The sequence below is a fragment of the Candidatus Cloacimonadota bacterium genome (assembly GCA_021734245.1).
Classification (GTDB): Bacteria; Cloacimonadota; Cloacimonadia; order Cloacimonadales; family TCS61; genus B137-G9.
Genome location: JAIPJH010000023.1, coordinates 13240 through 34095, shown reverse-complemented (window position 1 = coordinate 34095; position 20856 = coordinate 13240). Strand labels below are relative to the sequence as shown.

Sequence of the window (20856 nt, the reverse complement as noted above, 5' to 3'; positions counted from 1 at the left end):
AGTCGTGGTGTGGATAGTGTACACTTTAGATAAATTTCAGACTTATCCACGATTTGACACTATTTTTCACTTATGTTTTTCTATTCTCGCTTTATGAAAATGTTTCATAACTTTTCATAAAACATGTTACACTACCTAAAGTTATTTCAAACTCTTTGCCAATGGTACGAAAATAGGTGGCATATTCTTCCAGAGTAAGAAACATCATCTTCTTCAGAGCATTTGCCAATTCCTCTGCTCCCGAAAGATCATTGTTTTTACTTTTTGTTTCCAGATTATAACTGATTTTGGCAAAGCCTTTTGCACCCAGATTTGCTCCTGTTCCTTTCAACTTGTGAGACAAGGCCTGAATACTTCCTGAATCATCTTTTTTTATTGCAGAAATCAAATTCTGATAATGCTCAGAAAAATCATTTTGGAAGATGTTGACCAGATCAACAAGCAGATTTCCTGCCTCATCTCCAATATCAAGATTTTTGAGAGAATCGATCATTGCCCAATCCATTATTTCATCGGAAGTTGGACGTTTTACTTTTGATCCCACATCTTTATTCTTTTCTCCCCAACGTTGAATTGCGTCCTGTACTTCTTCCACCGCAATCGGTTTAGAAATATAATCATCCATTCCTGCTTCGATACAGATTTCTTTATCACCTTCCATGGCGTTTGCTGTCATGGCAATTATTTTTGGTCTGATATCGGCTTTGGGCCAGATCTGTAAAATTTTCTTGGTAGCCTCCAAACCATCCATTTCCGGCATTTGCACGTCCATGAATATCAGGTCGTAATGCTGTCTTTTCAGGGCATCGATCACTTCCAGACCATCTGCTACGACATCTGCCTGATAACCCATTTTTTGTAAAATTCTGACAGCAATTTTCTGATTTATGATGTTGTCCTCTGCCAACAATATTTTTAATGGTATTTTATTTGCCAGGTTAACATCCAACTTAGTAGTTCGCGATATGGTTTCAACTTTTTCCACTTTTTTGGTGAGGACTTTGGACATGGAATCAAACAACTGACTCTGTTTTACAGGTTTAGAAAGGAACATATTAAAAGTACCTTCTGGAATATCTTCATTATTCGGCCTGCCAACGGAACTCAACATGATCAATGGAAGTTCTTCATGAGTATATTTTTTGCGGATTTCAATTCCTAATTCAGCTCCATTCATTTCAGGCATGTGCATATCCAGAATTGCAATGTCATATTTTTCACCATTATGTATCATGTTCAAGGCTTCTTTTCCAGATTCCACTGCAACAGGATGCATCTTCCAACGTTCACATTGCAGTTTCAAAATTCTGCGATTAGTAGAGTTGTCATCAACAATGAGGATTTTACTTCCCTGCATTTCGGGAATGCTTTCCGTATAAATTTTCGAACGTCTTACAGGAGCCGCAGTTGTTTTGAAAGTAAAGAAGAATGTAGAACCTTCTCCATATTCACTTTCCACCCAGATCTTTCCGCCCATCATTTCGGTAATGCGTTTACAAATTGCCAAGCCCAAACCAGTTCCACCATACTTTCTGGTCGTAGAAGAGTCTACCTGAGAAAAGGCTTTGAACAAGCGATTTAGACGTTCTTTGGGAATGCCGATACCGGTATCTTTTACCGATACCAGCAATTCCAGTGTTTTGTTTTTTGTAGATTTCTTTTCCACATGAACAAAGATATCACCTTTGTCAGTGAATTTGATTGCATTATTCACAAGATTTACCAAAACCTGACGTAATCGGGTTATATCACCTTCGATAAAAGGAGGAATATCTGCTTCGATCAGATAGACCAGATCCAATTTTTTTTCACTTGCTTTAGTAGATACCAGATCGAAAGTTTCTTCAATGCAAGACCTTAATTCATATGGTTGAGTTTCCAATTCCATTTTTCCGGATTCAATTTTAGAAAAGTCAAGAATATCGTTGATAATGGTGAGAAGGCTTTCTCCACTAATGCGAATTGTTTCCACATATTCTCTTTGTTCCTCGTTTAGCGGAGTATCGCTCAGCAGTCCTGTCATGCCGATCACACCATTCATTGGAGTTCTGATCTCATGACTCATGGAAGCCAAGAAATCTGCTTTGGCTCGGGCAGCAGCTTCGGCTGCTTCTTTTGCCTGGTGCAACGCTATTTCGGTTTTTTTTCTTTCCACGACTATTGCTATCTGTTCAGATACAAATTCCAATAATTCCTGATGCTTTTCTGTATATAGATTTTCATCTTCATAACTTTGAACTGCAACAACTCCGATTACTTCTTTTTGAACGAAAAGGGGAACTCCCAACCAGATTTTGGAGGAAGTGCCTACCTGCTCTACTTCGCCGGCATCAATCAGTTTCTTTTGTTTTTCCTGATCTGCCAGAAGAGACTTCTTACTTCTGATAACATAAGCTGTAAAAGTTTTTCCAGCTGGAAAGGAATTATACTCATCCATTTCGTCTTGCTGGTATGGAAGTGAAAGAGTATCCGTTTCTTTATCGTAAAGTGCAATGTAGAAATTCGTAGTATCGATAACTTTGTTTAGCGAATCTTGAATAGATTTGTAAAGTTCTCGAATATCGGTAATTCTGTTGATAGCATTTGATATTTCCAGCAGAAGTTTTTGTTTTTTATCAGTTTCAATTCGGTCTGTTACATCATGAGCCATACCTTCAATTGCAGCCACGTTGTTTTCTTCATCAAAAATGGGAAATTCCGATAATTCTAAGGTGTGCAATGATCCATCTTTGTGGTGAAGTTCTATTTCAAAAATAGGTGGTCGTTTTCCGTTTATTGCCATATTTGTATATTCGGCAGCATTATTGTTTTTAGGATTATCTGTAACAAAATTATTTCTTTCATTAATAAATTCTTCTTCTGAATAACCTAAAACATTTTTTACAGAATGGCTTACATAAGAAAACTTGCGTTTTACATCGTGTGTGTAAAAGAAATAGTGATCTTTAAGATTATCTTCCAGATGTTTGAATTTTTCTTTACTTTCATTCAATTCAAATGTGGTAGATTTGATTTCTTCAGCATAGCGGAATAGTGCTTGAGTTTTATTCCAGTTTTTCAAAAGAGAATCTGCCAATGAAAGTATTTCGCTTTCTGTGAATGGTTTTCGAATAAAATAATAATCATGACTGAGAGACTGCATGATTTCTTCTGAACTTTTATCATCAAATCCTGTAACTATAATAATGATGGTTTGAGGATCTGTTTTTCTTATTTCATTAGCTGTTTGCCAACCATCCAGGCCGGGCATACGTACATCGAGAATGCAAATAGGAACGCGTTTATTATGTTTGTAAAAATTTTTGAATTCTTGCAGAAGAGAATCTCCACTATCAAAGAAATTTGCTTCAAAATATAATTTGGAATTTTTAGATTTGTATGAAAATATATCCTGGTATATTTCTAAAAGATTTTTTTCATCATCTGCCACGAAAATAGTTCTGTTCATATATCGCCGCTCCTTTCCATTCACAATTTAATTATTGTTAATTAAATTTATATATATTAGTCAATCAAAAAAAAATGAAAAAACTTTGGAATGTTTCGATTCATCGAATCTTCCAAATGTTTTTTTTGCAAAAGTGAGAAGTAAGAGATGATAAATGTAGCTCGATCTGCCAGATCGAGAATGCTGAAACCGGAGTTTGAAGTGCATTTGCGTTCCCAAACGGGAGTTTTGGAACGAGAAGATTGTGTGGAGTTTTGGAACGAGAAGATTGTATGGAGTTCAGGAACGAGAAGATTGTGTGGAGTTCAGGAACAAGAAGGTAAATGTAGCTCGATCTGCCAGATCGAGAATGCTGAAACCGGAGTTTGAGGTGCATTTGCGTTCCCAAACGGGAGTTTTGGAACGAGAAGATTGTGTGGAGTTTTGGAACGAGAAGATTGTATGGAGTTCAGGAACAAGAAGGTAAATGTAGCTCGATCTGCCAGATCGAGAATGCTGAAACCGGAGTTTGAAGTGCATTTGCGTTCCCAAACGGGAGTTTTGGAACGAGAAGATTGTGTGGAGTTTTGGAACAAGAATGTGAGGAGTAGCTCGATCTGCCAGATCGAGAATGATGAAACCGCTCGATCTGCCAGATCGAGAATGCTGAAACAGGAGTTTCAAGTGTACAAATTAATCTACAGTTATTGATTTGGATACATTTTTAGGAACGTCGGGATGAACACCATGATCGCTGATCTCCATACGATCCAGATAAGCCATTTTTCTCACACTCATTTTCAGTGCCAAAATCTGCAGGACGATAGTTGCAGAAAAAGTTGTAAGCAGAGTATCACCAGTTTTGGGAAGAATAATGTATCCCCAGCCATAATAACCTTCATCGTGTGGATTTGTTTTGGCATTTTCAAAAAGTTTATCATCTTCTTCTGCAATTACAAATGTGTCACCACCACGAATTTTATGAGTATTGATCTGGGAAATAGTCAAATTTACATCCCTTTCATCAGGACCAGTTACATAGATAAGGGGATAGTTTCGATAAGCATTTTGGAAAAAATCAAATTTTTCAGCAGTTTCCTTGAATACTTTCATCGCTTTTGGTGAAAGATTAAAAGGATAAGATTGCGTGAAAACATAATTACTGAGAGCTCGCGAGATTTTTCGGCGATCATCTGATTTCAGGCCTCTTTTCTCTGCTATCAGATCCATTTCATCCAGAGTGTTGTTGAAATGTCTGATCATTGCTTTTACGCTTTTCAAACCAAAAACAGTATTTTTCCCCAAAATTGTATTGGGGCCATGTTTGAATTCTGAAGCTTCACCACCTTCAGTGTGATTCAGAACAGTTTCACGTATTTTCAGTGCACCTTCTTTGGCAACTCCCATGATCTTGGTGGCCAGAATATGCATCGAGGGTTCCATATAAATCTTGCTGGCTACAAATTCGATCTGGTCTTCTGTTGTTTCGATGGTCTCTTGAATTAATTTGGGGATAAGTTTGATAGATTCTTTTCTTTCGGCAATGGAATGCTGAAGCTTTTTATGATTTTTGGGATCGATTTCTTTGATTATTTCCAGATGTTTTTCCGCAGTTTTGATAGCAAGATAATAGAAAAGAGTTATCTGATTTATGAAGCTTTTGGTAGCAGGAACAGCTATTTCCGGTCCGCAGAAAATAGGAATGGAAACATCACTTTTTTCCTGACCTAAAGTAGAATTCATATTGTTTACCAGCACAACTTTTTTAATGTTGAGTCCAGATTTCTCCACATCGTTGAAAATATCGATCAGATCTTTGGTTTCGCCACTCTGAGAAACACCGATAATAACGTCGTTATCGTGCAGACTTCGAGAATATTGACCACGGAAATTTCCGGGTAGAATAGGAATTATTTCCAAGTTGGCGATCTCGTTGAAAAACAGTGCTGCAACTAAAGTAGCGTGGTATGAAGTACCACAGGCAATAGTATAAATATTTCGATTATTTTTGCAGGTATTATGAGCAATCTCTAGAAAATCATCCACACTTTTGTTGAATTCATCGACGTCTTGGAATTCATTTAAAGTATCCAGAGCTTTGGAGATCAGTAAACTTATTTTATCAAAATCTTTTCCCAAAAGATCAATATAAAGGTTTTTGTCGGAAGAGAAAAAGTATTTTTTCTCAAAATCTTTTTTTACCAGTTCATTGTAAATGGCAGGATATTTTGCCTTTACCTTTTTGTAAAAATTCTCAGCTTCATCACTGTTTCTAAAATCATCGAATATCTTTTGTTGCATTTCATGCTCATCTTCTTTGGAAATTTTCTTGTAAAGCTCTTCCAATGTTTTATAGATATTTTCCTTTTGTAAAAGGTTCAGCATGTGCTTTGCTGTGTTCGATCCACCTTGAAATAATTTTACCAATTTGCCGGAAGATTCTACTTCGGCATGAATTTCCTGTTCCATAAAATAATCAAATGGTGGCAGCAATTCGGTGTCTTCTGCTCTTAGTTTAGAACGAACTGGTTGTTTTTTAATCTGATCTCCGGCATTGATGATCTGATCTTTTTTACCTGGTTTTTTTACTTTGATTTCTTTAAAAGCGAAGATCTTAAATTCATTTACTTGAAATTCTACAAACTCACCTTCCCGCAAGTTAACCAACATTTTTGTAAAACGAAGAACAGCTGTAAGATCAGAAGAAGCCAGGCCGAATTGATTGTCATCAATTTCTCCCACTCCAAAATATAAACTGCTGCCACCTTTTATTGCCCAGGAAGTTTCGGTAAGAGGATCGACCACAACAGCAGCGTAAGAACCGACCATTTTATCGGCAGCTTGAATGATGCCTTTTCTCATGCATTCTTTTCTTATTTTATGATCAGTTTGATCTTCGATGCGGATCTTACTGAGTTCATTATCAAAATAATGTTCCACGGTATGAACCAGCATCTCACCATCATTATCAGATACTACATTATGACCTTCGGAAAGCAGGAATGTTTTTAATTCGCGCGTGTTGGTAATGTTGCCATTATGAGCGCCGTAAATAAATTGTTTACATTTTACCTTGTGAGGTTGTGCGTTTTTTTGAGTAACATTTCCAAACGTAGCCCAGCGAACCTGGCCGCAGAAAATCTTACCTTCTTCATCTTCGATGCCCAGAGTTTTTACAAGTGTGCTGGGAGCTCCAACATCTTTCAAAAGTTTTACATCTAAATCATCTTTTTGGAAGGCTGCTCCGGTGGAATCATAACCGCGATATTCTAAAGCTCGCAGCAGCTGAGAAGCATATTTTCCCATTTTTACACTTACCTTGGCTAAGCTCAGTCCCAATACACCACAACCAATTCCCAAAATAGGAAATGGGATTTTCAATTCAAAATTTTCTAATTTCTTTAAATTCATGTATTTTTCTCCATCTCATTTTTCAAATAGAATTCTGCTAATCTCAGATCGTTCGGCTCAGTTATTTTTATATTTTTGGAAGAGCATTCGATCCAGTGAACAGGTATATTAAAATATTCAAGCAAAGCAGCATCATCAGTGCAGATAATATTATCTTTTTTGGCTTTTTGGTGACATTCCCAGATAATCGAATATCGGAAAATCTGCGGTGTAAGAACCGCGATCAGAGCCTGACGGGGAACTGTTTTTTTTATTTGATTGCCCCCGATTTGTTTGATAGTGTTTTTTACTTTGTAGCCAGGAATTACGGCATCAAATTTTAAAGCATTTTCATGTAATTTTTTTATTTCTTCCAAGCTGATAAAAGGACGAACTCCATCATGGATAAATACAAAATCTGTATCTCTGGAACAAGCAGAAAGTGCATTGAAAACTGAATTTTGTCGTTCTTTTCCACCTTTAACAAATTTAAATATATGCGAATGGAATTCTTTTTCTATCAGTTCTTGTTGTTCAGCGAAATCTTCTGGTGGTAAGGTTATGATTATCTTGTGAATTTCATCATATCTAACAAATTTATCAATCGTCCAGAATAAGATTGGCCGATTTGCAATTTCAACAAATTGCTTCTTTTTATTACTTCCAAATCGTCTGCCGCTACCTCCGGCAGTGATAATTGCTATATTTTTCCTCATTAACTTTCCTTAATTTGAAACTGAGAAAATTTGAATGAGTTACAGATGTCAAGCTAAGAATAGCTATCTACAAAATTGAAATATGAAATATCGATCAAAATCCGCTAAGCAATCCCAATAAACCGATAACAAAACCGAAACCGAAATTTATGGCTTTTACCAAGATGAAACCACGTTTCGTTTCTGCCAGAAGCGGGATCATGCCGTGTCCATCTTGTACAATTGAACTTGCCACAAGAACACTGAACGGAATTGATCCGGTAGCAAAAAGAGTAACAAAAATCAGGTGAGGTCCTGATTCCGGAATCAGACCAATGATGCAAGCAACTAAAAGAACAACTATAATGTTACTCTGAACCCAGGCTTTGATGTCTATAGAATCCAACAGGAAATGAATAATCAGTAAAGCTCCAAAAGTCCAGAGCAGAATTTTGGGAATATGAACTTTGACAATGTGATTCCAGAGATGTTCTTTCAGAAAATGATCGGGAACGGTGATGATGATGTAAAGAGCAATGAAAGATGTGACCAGTAAGGTATTTCTTATCCAGCTCTTTTCTTCATGCGCAATGTAACCAATCATAATTCCATAAATCAAAAATCCTACGATGACAAATAGCAACACACGTTGCAAGGATGGTCGTTTTACTTGCTGGATAATGTTTTTAAAATTGAAGCAGTCACATTTCTGTTCTTCATGCAAAGGTAATTTTTGATGACCGAATTTTTTCGTAAAGTTTAGCTTTGGAAATAATTTATCGGTTAGAATTCCAGCTCCAATTCCAACTATAAACAATATTGCAAAAAGCTTCAATGCATCAGCCGGGAACATAGCAAGCATAACGAAAGCTTCATCGCCACTGGTAGCTATCATTGTGGTGACCAAAGCTCCGAATGAAACAATATTGTGTGAGAAGAGCGCAACGACAGTGAAAGAGCCCAGGCAACCGGGAATTACTCCTAATACGGCAGCCAGAACATACTGTAGCCAGCGTTTATTTTGCAGAACCTGATGCCAGCTTCCTTTTGTTTGAACATTCACATATTCGATCACCAGCATCATTACAAACACAAAACCGGTTATCATAAATGCATGTTCAATTATTTCCAGGATCATCTGCTCCTCCCACTAAAATTTTAACTAATCAATCAATCCGAAATTCCAGTTAAAATGTCTAACACTTTTTTATTTTGGCAATGGCATTTTCGGCAGCTTTGATGAGAACATATTTTGTAGGAGCTGTGGTAAGCAGCGGATGAGTTCCCATCTGGAATGAAATCAGTTCATATACTGTAACTCGTTTTTGAATGGCAAGCCCGATAACATTAATGAGTTCACCCACAGATTTTCCACCGCAAAGTTCTCCACCGATAATGATTCCATTTTGAGGAGATACAATGAGTTTAATGTAAAGTTTCATAGTTCCTGGAAGTTTGCCGGGATGACGATCTACATCCTGGAATTCACCTGTAATGAAACTGATATTGGAATTTATTGCAGCTTGCTCGATTGCACCGGCAGAAGCAAAAGCTCTACCATTTATCTCGGTGCTGAAAACGGCTAAAGTTCCCTGGAAGTTTCTAATTAAGTTTATATTAAATAGATTGTAGCCAAGAATTCTGGCTTCTGCAGTAGCCGTGGATGCCAGCATCACGTTATCGCTGCCGCCGGTAATGAATCCTCGCGTTCCGGCACAATCGCCTACGGCATAAACATCTTTTATATTTGTCCGCATATAACGATCAACTAAAATTGCATTATTATCATTCATCTGTAATCCAGCTTCCTGTGCCAGTTTTGTGTTTGGAATGTAGCCGATTGAGCAGATCACCATTTCGGCTTTGATCTCAGATCCATCAGAAAGAAGAACTCGATCAACTTTTCCATTTTTTCCTTTGATTTCCTGAACTTTTGTTCCCGTAAAAAGCTTGATATTTGTAGCTCTTAATATTTCATCCGCTCTGGAAGCTACATCTTCAGAAAAAGCTCTATAAAGACAATATTTTTCCATTTCTACCAGAGATACATTTTTGTTGGAATGTTTGGCCAATTGTTCGGCAACTTCCACTCCGATAAATCCACCTCCAATAACTACGATATCTTTGATGCTGTCAGTTTTTGCTTTCAACTTTTCGATATAATCATAATCTTTGTTAATATAACTGACTCCTTCCAGATCGTAGCCTCTGATGAAAGTAGGAATCAGGGGGTTTGAACCAGTTGCAAACACAAGTTTTCCGTATTGGATCTCACCGGTTTTCTCGGTTGAAACAGTTTTCTTTTCAGCATCTACTTTGTTTACAGTATCTACCAAAACTTCTCCACCGGCATCCACAAACGGTTTGGGTCCCATCATATTTTCAGATACATCCTTCAAATCGTGAAAAATATAAGGAATTCCGCAGGGTACCAAACCTTTCTCATCTTTTTTGATCATCAAAAAACTTTTATCCGGATTTTGCTTTTTACCTGTTACACCGGTAATGATACCGGAAGGACCACCGCCAATAATAATTACATCAAAGCTTTTCATCTTTCTCTCCTTGTATTATTTGATTTTATCATCAAAACAAATGGAATTGAACCGAAAGCAATCCAGGCTGAGATTTTATATGTTAGATCCAATCCGATAGTATCGGCAAAATAGCCGACTGCCAGAATCATAATCGAGCTTAGAATGAAACTGATGGTCATGTACACGCCATTGATAAATGACATATGCTCGGAATCGAGATCATGAACCAAAGCTAAAATTACCGGTCCGGCTCCAAACAGGAATAATCCTGTAATGATCAGGATCGGGATTTTCCAGATTCCCTGCAGATAAATAAATAAAAACATCAAAATGGGATTGGCAATTGAAATGATCAGCAAAGAATTTCTTCTGCCGATCTTATCGGAAATTATTCCCGCCAGCAGCGTTCCGCCGGCTCCGGCAAATTGTAAAATGGAAAGTGAAATGCCGGCAATCCATAAACTGGAACCTTTGGCTGTGAGATAGGTGGGAAGATAGATCGTGAGAGCCGATTTCATGGCAGATCGGAAAAACATTATGCCAGCAATTGTGATAAAAAAAGGTAATAGATTATTGAATGTTTTTCTGGCGCTTATTTCTTTTTTCTTCTGGAAATCTTGCCTGATCTCGATTTTGCGAAGCTGGAAAAATAGTAAACCCGATGCTAATATTCCCAGTGGAATTAAACGATAAGTTCCTTCCAAACCCCACAGTGAAACTGCACCCAAGATCAGAATCGGTCCTAAAGTACGAGCCAGTTCACCTCCCAGCATATAAAAACTCATGCCTTTGCCGATTTTATCATGGGAAATATGCTTGATCATTACCGGAGCCGGAACATGGAAAATTGCTGAGCCAACTCCAGCCATGAAAGCCAGGATAATCAGAAAAATATAGGTTGGTGCCACTCCCATCAAACTCATCGCCACACTGGTAATTGTAGGAGCCAGAATGATGAAATAGCGCACGCTCATTCGATCGGCCAGCAGACCGATAAAAGGATTGGCCAGCGAAGGTATTTTGCGGACAATATCAAGCAGACCGGCTAAAAATACGGTGATGCCAAATTTTTCGATCAGCAGCGGTAGAATTGGAGCCAGAAAAGCTTGATATGTATCGTGAATTAAATGAGCAATAGACACTGTGATCACGTTTTTTGTCTGGAATTTATCTCTCATCTATTTCACCAGTTCTTTAATCTCAAAAATGTTTCCACTTTTATCATAAACGAAGACCAGATCAAAATCTTCCCTGGGAACTATTCTAATTTTATATTTTTTTTCTTTGGCTTGTGATATTAAATCTTTTCGGTTTGAGTATGATAAACAAACATGATTATATTTATTTACTATTCCTTGTGGACTGATAAATATCTCCAGGAAGATATTATCTTTTTTCAATAAAAATACTTCTGCAGAATTTTTCATTTCGAAAATTTGATTGGAAAGTTCTGAATTGATCTGAAAGTTTTTTATAATTTCGAAACCGAGGATTTCTTGATAGAAATCTGAAATTTCCTGTTGGGAGTTGATTGTTATTCCAATATGATTCAGCATGCTTCCGATCCCTTCAGGATGATGGCATTGGGGGGCACTTCCAGATCTCTGCCGATGACTTCGCATTTCACTTTCAGCAGAAAAAATATTGGCGCATCTTCCCCGGAAAGTCCTTCGTAATTTCCCTGTCCCTTGCTGATGATCAGGTCGGAATTATTAAAAATTTCTATAAATGAAGGGCTGCAATTTTTCAGGATCGTGCCGGGTGCGGTGGAACCGGAAGATATAACAGTAGCCACTTTATCGATGCCGATCTGTCTGGCTTCAACGATGGTTACGTCGTTTAAAACAGGAATTTCACGCACGGCATAAATTACCGGCTTTCTCAATTCTTCGATCAGGAGCTTATCAAACACAGTTTCGCCGGCATTATCGGCAAGATAGAGAATTTTGTCTGAATTAGCCAATCCGGCTTTGAACCGCTGATAATCAAAGACGGTAAACTCCTGTTCCAGGACAGTTTCGATATCTTTAACAAGATCGAATTTTCGATTCACGCCGAGATCGATCACATTGCCGGCAATGGCCAGTCGGATAGCAGTCAGCAACGGATCTTCGGATTTTTTGATCCTATTTTTCAGGTCGGGATAAAGCTGCATTGCATATTCGATGTTTTGCTGCTTGATTTTTTTATAGGGATCGCTGTTGCCAGTAATTTTTGAGATCATTCCGTAGATGATCTCGCCTGTTTCCGGCGGTGTGTGGGAAAGCGGAATATCCTTCAGCATCTGCCCCACCTCATCCAATAATTTTTTCAAAGTCTGCTCATCGGCTCCGGCAATTCTGCCGGCGCGCAAAGCTTGCTGCAAAAAACAGGGAAAGCAATCAAGATAGGTTTTCATATTTTCTCTCTCTGTCTGCCGACATTTCTTTCAATTCCTGAGTTTGAAAAACAATCCCCGATCCAATTGCTCGGAGATGATTTTCCCGGAGTCGATCAATTCGCTAAGATATTTATTGAGTTCATTCTGATGAAGATTCAAGATTTCTGTCAGATCTTTATCGGTACAGGGTCTTCTTTTGATAGTTTCCAAAATCATTTCTTCGATGTCTTGGTTAAAACTCGATATTCGTTTTCTGGTTTCCGGTTTGGCGATGATTTCCACGGGCAGGGGTTCAAAAAAGGATTTGATTCTAAGAAGGTTTTTGCGAGAAACAGCTTTGACAGAACTTACCGTGCCCGGTCGATCAAGTGTATTTAATTGAATCAGATCGGGCTTGATTTTATCAACTGCTTCTTTCAATAGAAGCAATTCTTCTTCAGTATCATTAAGGTGAGGAATCAGGAAAATTTCCAGATTAATTTTGCCTTCATATTCTTGTTTAAGTCGAACAAGCCCCGCAATGATTTTTTTGATCTCCAAAAATTTACTTGGACGGTTAATTTTCAGAAACATCTTTCGGGAAACCGCATCGAGAGAAGGTAGAAGTACATCGGTACGAGCTACTTCAGCGCGAACTTTGGCATTCCAGAAGAGAGTTCCATTTGTAATCACGGCTACTTTGTATTGGGGAAAATGGTCTTTGATGAAATCTATTACTTTTCCTAAACCACTGTTCAAAGTTGGCTCTCCCTGACCTGAAAAGGTAACAAAATCGAGCTCCGGTTTTTGTTTCAGATATTCCTTTAATTCTGCGATAACTTCATTGATTGGAATATATTTTTTTCTTTCAATGGTCAGATTGGTTGTTCTTCCCACTTCGCAATATACACAATTCAGACTGCATACTTTATGCGGAACCAAATCCACTCCCAGCGAAATACCCAATCTGCGGGAAGGAACCGGACCAAATAAATATTTCATTCTTTTATCCTTTTTTTAGTAATGTCAGATTAAACTATTATTTATCATTCCGTCTGGCAGCATGTTGTCAGAATGAAAAATACCCTTTTCTTCCAATTGAAAACGAATACAGTTTTGCCAGTCTCCCCAGCAATATTTTTCCATCCATTTTTTATCCAGTTTACCCTGTTCTATAAAGTATTTCATCGGACAAGTCTGATACCATTTACATTGAGTATCCCTCATAACAAGAATACTTCTCCAACTCCACCTTCCAGGTATTTTTCAGGATGAAGTTGTTTTATTCTAGCTTTATGAACTGTACAATGAGATGGGCAAATTTTCTCAATATTTGTTAGAAGTTCAAATTCCTTGAAACCGTGGAGACCTCCTACAATAGAACAGATATCTCCAAATTGAGAAAAAGATTCCATAATCTTTCCAACTCCTGGATGACCGCAACCAACCACCAAAACCAAACCTTTTTCAGTTTTTACAGCGAGTGATTGTTCACGCTTGTCCAGCTCTCCAGACAGGAAAAATCCAGAATAAATTTCAGTTGGAGAATTGTAATATTTTACTTGGTTTGGATAATGAATACCACGAAAGGAAATCGGAATATGAACAACTGCGGTTGGATTGGCATTCAGAAAAGTGGATAATCCCCCGATATGATCGAAATCCGAATGCGAGATGACGACATCGTCGATCGAGGTAGGATCGATATTCAAAGCCAGCATGTTTTCCAGCAGGATTTTTCCGTTGCCACCTGTATCAAACAAGATTTTCCTATCTTGTTTTTCCACCAAACATGACCAACCCCAATCTGCCAGCAAACCCGGTATTTCTGTTGTGTTGTCGTAAACGATCGTGATTTTCATAAATGGATTAATTGTTACTTAACTTGCCATCTTTAAAAGCTTCATACGCTTCTTTCACCGTCATGTTTCCGGCACCGATAAAAATTTTCATATTAGCTTGCTGAAGAACTCTGCCTGCATTTCCACCAGGGCCATTTCCTGTGATCAAAACATCAGGTTTTAGATCGAAGAGTTTTTGAGCTGTTTGAGGACCGGCACCATGAGCCACACCTTCAATATCTCGATTATCAACGTTTTTCATTTCATCTTTTTCATCATCATAAATTACGATGAATTCTGTTCTTCCAAAACGAGGATCCATTTGTGAATCCCACTCTGTTCCTTTTGCCGTAAAAGCTATTTTCATTGTTTTCTCCATTAGCTCACGGATTTTCACGGAATTACACTGATCCATTTTTCGTGCTTTTAGTGTTCATCTGTGAGCAACTCTTTTATTTTTGTCTCCCTTGGAAGGGGGTTTGCTCCAAATTACATTTATTTGTTTGGCATAAAAAACCCCTCTGTATCTCCCCTTACGAAGGGGAGCTTTTTTTTCTGTGAGCAACTCTTTTATTTTTGTCTCCCTTGGAAGGGGGTTTGCTCCAAATTACATTTATTTGTTTGGCATAAAAACCCCTCTGATCTCTCCTTACGAAGGGGAGCTTCTTTTTTGTTTATCTGTAAGCAGTTCTTTTATTTTTCTCCAACTATTTTCCACTAACTTTTTCATCTCACTTTCTCCAAATTCGATGATCGTTTTACCTGCCGTCATTGCTTTGGTAAATGTTTCGTCATAAGGCAGATCAACCAGATGTATAATATTCTCTTCATCCAGGAATGCTTTTATCTGAGCTGTTACATCGGTATTAATATCAGCTTTATTGATTATGCAAGCAGCGGGTATCTTAAATTTTTTAACCAATTCGTAAACCCTTTTCAGGTCATGAATACCAGAAACTGAAGGTTCGGTTACCAGAATAGCATAATCTGCTCCGGAAAGAGAAGAAACAACAGGACAACCGATACCTGGAGAACCGTCAACGATGATGAAAGCCTTTTCTTCTGAAACAGCTATCTGCTTGGCTTCCTTTTTTACTTTTGCCACTAATTTGCCGGAATTATCTGCTCCGATTTTTAAAGCTGCATGAACCATGTGATTTTCTGCTTTTGTGTTGGAGATGAACCATTTTCCTACATTCTGTTCTATCATGGAAATAGCATCACGAGGACAAACATGAAAGCAAAATCCACAACCTTCACAATTAAGATCGTTCACAACGTATTTTTTTTCAACGATTGGAATTGCATTGAATCGGCAAACATCAGCGCATTTACCACACTTTATGCATTTATCCTGATCGATCTCAGCTGCAACTCCGCTGAAAAAATCTTCTGAGAAATTCCAATCAGGTTGCAGCAACAGGTGCATATCGGCGGCATCCACATCGCAATCTGCCACCACTATATTTTTGCCACCCAATATTGCAAAAGATGCTGTGATAGATGTTTTGCCGGTGCCGCCTTTTCCGGAGATAACAACTATTTCTTTCATTTTGCAACTCCGGTTTGCAGCTTAATTATGTGATCAGCAATTTTCTGTAATTCAGTTTTGAAAATTGGAATGTGTTGATATATCGATTCACCACGAGAATACAATTCTGCAATGTGACGATAGTTGGGAAGTTTTGCCAGAATTTTAACTTCTTCACTTTTGCAATAATCGATGACACCATTATTTCCAATGCCAAAACGATTTATTACTACAGCAAAATTCTTTTTGAGAGCTTTCATTGTATCTACAGCCAATTTCAGATCGTGCAAACCGAAAGGAGTTGGTTCGGTTACTAAAATTATGAAATCCGCATCTTTTGTCGCTTCTATTACCGGGCAGGAAGTTCCAGGAGGTGCATCGAAAAGTTTGATGATGTTATTACCAAATTTCTGATCGATATAATCTAATGTCTTTGCAATTAATGGAACTGCCTGTTCCTGTCCGATATCCAATTTACTTTCGATAAAATCCAAATTTTCTAACGAAAAGTGTTTTAACTCTCCCATTTTCTGCGGGATCATGGGCAGTGATTTTGTCGGGCAAAGTTCGCTGCAGGCAAAACAGCTATGGCATAATTCCGGGAAGGTCATAATTCGTTTTCCCAGCTTTATTATAGCATTAAAATTACAGACTTTCTGACAGTTTCCACAAAGTGTACAATTTTCTTTTTTCCAGGAAGGTATCATTTTGAATTTGTCTTCCTGATGGATCAGTTTGCCGTTAATAAACAATCCTGAATTCGGTTCTTCTACGTCGAGGTCGGTCAGGATCACTGCTTGTTTTTCCGACAGAAATAGAGCAAGATTGGTGGAAAGTGTAGTCTTTCCGGTTCCACCTTTTCCGCTGGCAATGGCTATTTTCATTTTTATTTACTCACGGATTTACACAGAAAATACTGATTACAAATCATATTTAAATTTTCCGAGCAAATCGATGTTCCTTTAGTGATCGCAGAGATTTTCACCAGATTCTAAATTGCCAGAGATATATTCTTCCACGAGTCCTTCTAAATTATCAGAACGTAAACCAATGATAACTTCAATATTATTTTGGGCAAACAACGATTGAGCACGCGATCCCATTCCTCCTGCAATAATAGCATCACAACCTAATTCTCTTAAGAAAGCTGGATGCGATCCTGGTTCGTGAGGAGGAGGAGTTACGAATTCTTCTTTGATAATTTTGTTGTCGTGGATATCATAAATTGCGAATTTCTCACAATGTCCAAAATGTGCACTTAACTCGCCACGTGTAGTGGGAATAGCGATTTTCTTGTTCATTTCTTTTCTCCAATATGTTTTATTTTTTGTTCTTCTGTTTCAGAAATTTCATCCAAAACAGAGTATTTTCCATCTATAATTTCTTTTTTCTTTTGCTTTTCTATTTTTTGGGGTTGGAAGGTATTTTTCAGGAATCTTTTAATTTTGCTATTGTCGCTTAGAAGATCTTTTGTTACGATACTTGCAAACGCAGTTATTAGAGTAGAGACAACTGAATTCCTTCCGGAAAAAGTTTTATTTCTACGATTTCTATAACGATAATTTCTATTATTCGATTTCATTAACTAAATCCTTGATTTGAGTATAAAACATTCGGAAGATCCAGCGGTTGCCGGAACATTCCGAAGATTTAAATTGGCAGGGGAGGAGAGATCAACCCCTGCCGATAATCAGGAACTGAATAATCAACTCCTGTGAAAAATATTACTCATTTTGAGATAACTCAGTTAACTGCTTTTTCATATCTTCCAGTTGATCGCTGAGAAGTTTGATCTCATCTTCTAAAATTGCTTTTTGGGTTTTGCTGTCTGGAACGTTTGCATAATTCCAACCACTATTGGGAAAACGACGGAATCCTCTACCAAATCCACCGCCACGACCAAAATAACCTCTTCCCATTCCGCGGGGACTCATTTTTCCAAAACCTGGGCTGGCAAAATTATTGCAATAACCTAAAACTCTTCCTGTCATTGGTCCCATACCATTTGGGCCCGTTCTATCACCTCTTGGCATAATTACCTCCTAAAAAAAATATTAATTTCGGTTTCTATCCCGACCAAGACCTTGACCGGAATTTTTTCTACTTGAATTTCTTCCACCGGAAGTTCTTCTGGGTTTTCCAATTCCGCTGCCCATATTATTTCCGCTGGCTTTTCCCAAACTTCTACCTGTGCGAGGACCTTTTCCTTCTGGTCCTGTTCCATCGCCTCTTGGCATAATTTACCTCCCATGACCTCGATTAAAACCGCGACAACATTTTCCATGACCAAATCCACCAGCCAGATCCATCAGGTCTTTTGAACCACAGGATGGACAAACTATCATTGGATTTTCAAAATCTGTTTTAAACATATGGCCACAATGCTGACACCGTAATATGTTTCCTTTAAAATGCACATCTCCACCTTCGATGAAAAGGTGTTTTCCTTCAATCAGAAATTGAGCTACTTTTCTACGTGCTTTTTCGATAAGTCGGGTAAAAGTAGATCGTGAAATTTCCATCTCATCAGCAGCTTCAGCATGATCTTTACCATCAAAATCAGTTAATCTGATAGCTTCCAGTTCGTCCAATGTTAAAGAAATTTGTTCCAGAACATTTACACGAACTCCAATTGGTTTGAAAGAAGTATAAAGTGGTGGTCGGTGAACCAGTCTTTTCTTCTTTGGTCTCGGCATAATCAATCCTTTTATTTTTATTATGAAGACAAGGTAATGCACATATGTGCAAAAGTCAAATTATTTTTTGTAGTTTTAATCTGGACTTCACTATAATGAAGTGAGAGTGGAGTTCAGAACAATTAACGTTTAAAAAAAAATGAACTGCAGGTTTCGGAAAATAATCAATCTGAACTCCAGTCTGACAATTATTTGCCGTTAGAACTGGTTACAGCTCTGCTCTTTTAAAGCGACTTTGTCGCTTTGCATCAAAGAATTGATGCAGTCCAAAAAAAGCGAAACAAATGATTGGCTCACTCCAAAGAGATGTATTTATCTACAGATTGCTACATTATATATTCTTTGTTTATTTTATCTCTTTTCTCCAGGAAAGCGATCTGTTCATCTATCGAATCAAAAACCGAAAGGTCAATCTCCTCGAATTCCTCTTCGGAAGTATTGGTTTGAAGTTTTACACTGAAAACAATATCATCGATTTGTTCTTTCTGGATATTTTTTGAACGCATGATGGAAGTTTTTTGTGGAACATTATCAATGATCTTGAAATTGTAACTGACCATTTCTAAAGTGCCGTCTTGTGCTTCTTTAGTCAGGATGCGATATTCGAAGTTCATGTCGGCACCAGCTTTAGGACGAAAGATAAAAATCTTGTACAGTTTCTCGTCTTTGCTTAACCGCAATAAATACGGATCTTGAGTTTGCGATTTATCGGAAGGCATTTATTTATCTACTGGTGGTATAACAAGTACAGGAAATTTGGAATGTTTAATTAGTTCATCGTGGGTGCTGCCGAAGAGCAGGTTATAAAACTTTCCATGTTTGTGCGAACCAACAATAATGAGATCAGCTTTGAATTTTTCTGCTTCAGAAAGTATATTGTCAGTTGTAGGGCCTTCCATCAAAACGCTTTTCACATCCAAACTATTACTTTTCAAATTTGCTTTTAGATCTTTCAACCTTTTCTTAACGGCTTTCAAACGACTTTCTCTGAGTTGCAAAACCTGGGGGAATTCATCATATTCGTTAACGGGAATGTAATAGTCGAAAGATTCTGAATGCAATATACAGAGCTTAGCTTTGAATTCCAAAGCAAATTTGCTGGCAAAATCGATAACACGATCTGTAACTTCAGTAAAATCTATGGCGACCAAAATCTTCTTCATTTATACCTCCATAACTATTTAATAAAAATCATTAATAGAAATCAAGAACTTTCTTTTCTCCATTGGAAAAAGCACGGTAAAATTTATTATTTTGCCAGAGCAATCCTTCACCTTTATCTCCGTATTTTATACCGCTATCTACGGCAATAACTTTTCCATTCCATAACGTAAGAACTGAATCCTGAGTTGAATGTCCAACTATTATCTTATGAGATTGAAATTTCGCAAGAACAGCATCAAGTTCTGATTCTTTGATAAGATCATATCTTTTGGAAGAATAGAAATAACCGCGATACCAGAAAGGTCCATTACTGTGATAAATCAACTTATCCAATTCAGTATCTTCCTTAAAATTTGAGTTTAAGAATTGTTCTCCAACAACTGTATTTATTGCTTTGAAATCAGTGAATTCTTCTGCTAATTTGGGACTGATCCCAGCATGACAAAATAGATTATTATCGATCTTGATAATTACTGGTTTTGAACGCAGCCAATTTCCCAAAACAGTATTTTCTACAAACAGCTCTGAATAAGATTTATTGAGTTTTTCAGTTACAAAAATATACTTTTCATGAATGTAGCGAAGATCATTTTGGAAGATCATCAACTCATGATTTCCCAACGAAACATGAACTTTTCCACCTGCTTTTTCTGCCTGATTTTCCAATTTGTAAATTAGCCATAAACTTTCTGTAACTTGCGTTCCGCGATCGAAAATATCTCCAAGAATTATCAAATGGCCATTTTCCCAAATCCAGTTGTTTTCATTATCAATTATGGAATTGTTTTTTAAAATTGCTACAAATCTATTGAACTGACCGTGAATATCACTGACCACGAAAAACTTCTGAATATTCTGGAAATTATCTTTGGGAGTTTTATGTTCAAAATTGATTTTCTGGTCAAAATTCAATTCAGGAATTGCAAGATTTTGCTTCTCTAATTCCTGTTTTGAAAAAGTTTTTTGATAAGCTTTTCCCTGATAAATATAATCTACAAAAATATCATCATTCTGCCAGGAAATATAAGGTCCATCTGAAAGCTTTGTTGAGTCGATTTTCCCAAACTGGATCTCCTGTGAAGATAAAGCAATAAAGATGAACAGTAAAAATATAATGATTATTTTTTTCATATGATTAAAACCCCTCTCCGGCTAAAGCCGTATCTCCCCTTGTCAGGGGAGAATTTCTTAGATTTAGAATTGTCAAAAAGCTATT

24 protein-coding genes are annotated in these 20856 nt (G+C 37.4%); 2 read left to right on the top strand and 22 right to left on the bottom strand.

Features of this window, described 5'->3' with window-relative positions; genetic code table 11:
* Positions 1-91: 91 nt before the first annotated feature.
* Positions 92-3448, bottom strand: coding sequence for a response regulator (locus K9N40_05460; GenBank protein ID MCF7813902.1), 3357 nt, complete (start codon positions 3446-3448; stop codon positions 92-94).
* A 147-nt stretch (positions 3449-3595) separates the two neighbouring features.
* Here K9N40_05460 and K9N40_05455 point away from each other — a divergent pair, with 147 nt between their 5' ends.
* Together K9N40_05455 and K9N40_05450 are read left to right on the top strand one after the other, a co-directional pair.
* On the top strand, positions 3596-3817 hold the full coding sequence (locus K9N40_05455) for a hypothetical protein (GenBank protein ID MCF7813901.1): 222 nt from the start codon (positions 3596-3598) through the stop codon (positions 3815-3817).
* Between the two features lie 72 nt (positions 3818-3889).
* Complete coding sequence (locus K9N40_05450) at positions 3890-4138, top strand: hypothetical protein (protein ID MCF7813900.1); 249 nt, start codon at positions 3890-3892, stop codon at positions 4136-4138.
* Here K9N40_05450 and K9N40_05445 read toward each other — a convergent pair.
* The 21 genes from K9N40_05445 to K9N40_05345 all read right to left on the bottom strand — a co-directional run bounded on the left by K9N40_05445 (position 4121) and on the right by K9N40_05345 (position 20771).
* Positions 4121-6838: an SIS domain-containing protein gene (locus tag K9N40_05445; protein MCF7813899.1), complete on the bottom strand. Its 2718-nt coding sequence runs from the start codon at positions 6836-6838 to the stop codon at positions 4121-4123. The genes K9N40_05450 and K9N40_05445 overlap by 18 nt on opposite strands.
* The gene (gene ispD / locus K9N40_05440; GenBank protein MCF7813898.1) at positions 6835-7533 is read right to left on the bottom strand and encodes a 2-C-methyl-D-erythritol 4-phosphate cytidylyltransferase; all 699 of its coding nucleotides are present in this window, start codon (positions 7531-7533) and stop codon (positions 6835-6837) included. The genes K9N40_05445 and ispD overlap by 4 nt, the downstream gene beginning before the upstream one ends.
* 94 nt (positions 7534-7627) lie before the next feature.
* Positions 7628-8650, bottom strand: coding sequence for an arsenic efflux protein (locus K9N40_05435; protein ID MCF7813897.1), 1023 nt, complete (start codon positions 8648-8650; stop codon positions 7628-7630).
* Between the two features lie 58 nt (positions 8651-8708).
* Positions 8709-10067, bottom strand: coding sequence for an FAD-dependent oxidoreductase (locus K9N40_05430; GenBank protein ID MCF7813896.1), 1359 nt, complete (start codon positions 10065-10067; stop codon positions 8709-8711).
* The gene (locus K9N40_05425; protein MCF7813895.1) at positions 10064-11227 is read right to left on the bottom strand and encodes an MFS transporter; all 1164 of its coding nucleotides are present in this window, start codon (positions 11225-11227) and stop codon (positions 10064-10066) included. Before K9N40_05425 ends, K9N40_05430 begins: the two co-directional genes overlap by 4 nt.
* A complete protein-coding gene (locus K9N40_05420) occupies positions 11228-11605 on the bottom strand; it encodes a VOC family protein (protein MCF7813894.1) in 378 nt (125 codons plus the stop codon).
* A complete protein-coding gene (locus K9N40_05415; GenBank protein MCF7813893.1) occupies positions 11599-12447 on the bottom strand; it encodes an ARMT1-like domain-containing protein in 849 nt (282 codons plus the stop codon). Before K9N40_05415 ends, K9N40_05420 begins: the two co-directional genes overlap by 7 nt.
* Before the next feature lie 30 nt (positions 12448-12477).
* Positions 12478-13410 carry a radical SAM protein gene (locus K9N40_05410; GenBank protein MCF7813892.1) on the bottom strand — a complete coding sequence of 311 codons (933 nt, stop codon included), beginning with the start codon at positions 13408-13410 and terminating at the stop codon, positions 12478-12480.
* Positions 13411-13434: 24 nt separating this feature from the next.
* Positions 13435-13635, bottom strand: coding sequence for a uracil-DNA glycosylase (locus tag K9N40_05405; GenBank protein ID MCF7813891.1), 201 nt, complete (start codon positions 13633-13635; stop codon positions 13435-13437).
* Positions 13632-14270 carry an MBL fold metallo-hydrolase gene (locus K9N40_05400; GenBank protein ID MCF7813890.1) on the bottom strand — a complete coding sequence of 213 codons (639 nt, stop codon included), beginning with the start codon at positions 14268-14270 and terminating at the stop codon, positions 13632-13634. The genes K9N40_05405 and K9N40_05400 overlap by 4 nt, the downstream gene beginning before the upstream one ends.
* A gap of 7 nt (positions 14271-14277) precedes the next feature.
* On the bottom strand, positions 14278-14616 hold the full coding sequence (locus tag K9N40_05395; protein ID MCF7813889.1) for a dinitrogenase iron-molybdenum cofactor biosynthesis protein: 339 nt from the start codon (positions 14614-14616) through the stop codon (positions 14278-14280).
* 282 nt (positions 14617-14898) lie between these two features.
* On the bottom strand, positions 14899-15801 hold the full coding sequence (locus K9N40_05390) for an ATP-binding protein (protein MCF7813888.1): 903 nt from the start codon (positions 15799-15801) through the stop codon (positions 14899-14901).
* On the bottom strand, positions 15798-16664 hold the full coding sequence (locus K9N40_05385) for an ATP-binding protein (protein ID MCF7813887.1): 867 nt from the start codon (positions 16662-16664) through the stop codon (positions 15798-15800). The genes K9N40_05390 and K9N40_05385 overlap by 4 nt, the downstream gene beginning before the upstream one ends.
* 78 nt (positions 16665-16742) lie before the next feature.
* Positions 16743-17081 carry a NifB/NifX family molybdenum-iron cluster-binding protein gene (locus K9N40_05380; protein MCF7813886.1) on the bottom strand — a complete coding sequence of 113 codons (339 nt, stop codon included), beginning with the start codon at positions 17079-17081 and terminating at the stop codon, positions 16743-16745.
* Positions 17078-17362 carry a hypothetical protein gene (locus K9N40_05375; GenBank protein ID MCF7813885.1) on the bottom strand — a complete coding sequence of 95 codons (285 nt, stop codon included), beginning with the start codon at positions 17360-17362 and terminating at the stop codon, positions 17078-17080. Before K9N40_05375 ends, K9N40_05380 begins: the two co-directional genes overlap by 4 nt.
* Before the next feature lie 142 nt (positions 17363-17504).
* Positions 17505-17813 (bottom strand): DUF5320 domain-containing protein, encoded by a 309-nt coding sequence (locus tag K9N40_05370; GenBank protein MCF7813884.1) that lies wholly within the window; start codon positions 17811-17813, stop codon positions 17505-17507.
* Between the two features lie 21 nt (positions 17814-17834).
* Positions 17835-18017 carry a DUF5320 domain-containing protein gene (locus K9N40_05365; GenBank protein ID MCF7813883.1) on the bottom strand — a complete coding sequence of 61 codons (183 nt, stop codon included), beginning with the start codon at positions 18015-18017 and terminating at the stop codon, positions 17835-17837.
* 3 nt (positions 18018-18020) lie between these two features.
* Complete coding sequence (locus K9N40_05360; protein MCF7813882.1) at positions 18021-18476, bottom strand: DUF134 domain-containing protein; 456 nt, start codon at positions 18474-18476, stop codon at positions 18021-18023.
* 326 nt (positions 18477-18802) lie between these two features.
* Positions 18803-19195, bottom strand: a complete 393-nt coding sequence (locus tag K9N40_05355) for a hypothetical protein (protein ID MCF7813881.1) — start codon at positions 19193-19195, stop codon at positions 18803-18805.
* Positions 19196-19639: a universal stress protein gene (locus K9N40_05350; protein ID MCF7813880.1), complete on the bottom strand. Its 444-nt coding sequence runs from the start codon at positions 19637-19639 to the stop codon at positions 19196-19198. It lies immediately after the preceding gene.
* Between the two features lie 31 nt (positions 19640-19670).
* The gene (locus K9N40_05345; GenBank protein MCF7813879.1) at positions 19671-20771 is read right to left on the bottom strand and encodes a metallophosphoesterase; all 1101 of its coding nucleotides are present in this window, start codon (positions 20769-20771) and stop codon (positions 19671-19673) included.
* Between the last annotated feature and the right edge of the window lie 85 nt (positions 20772-20856).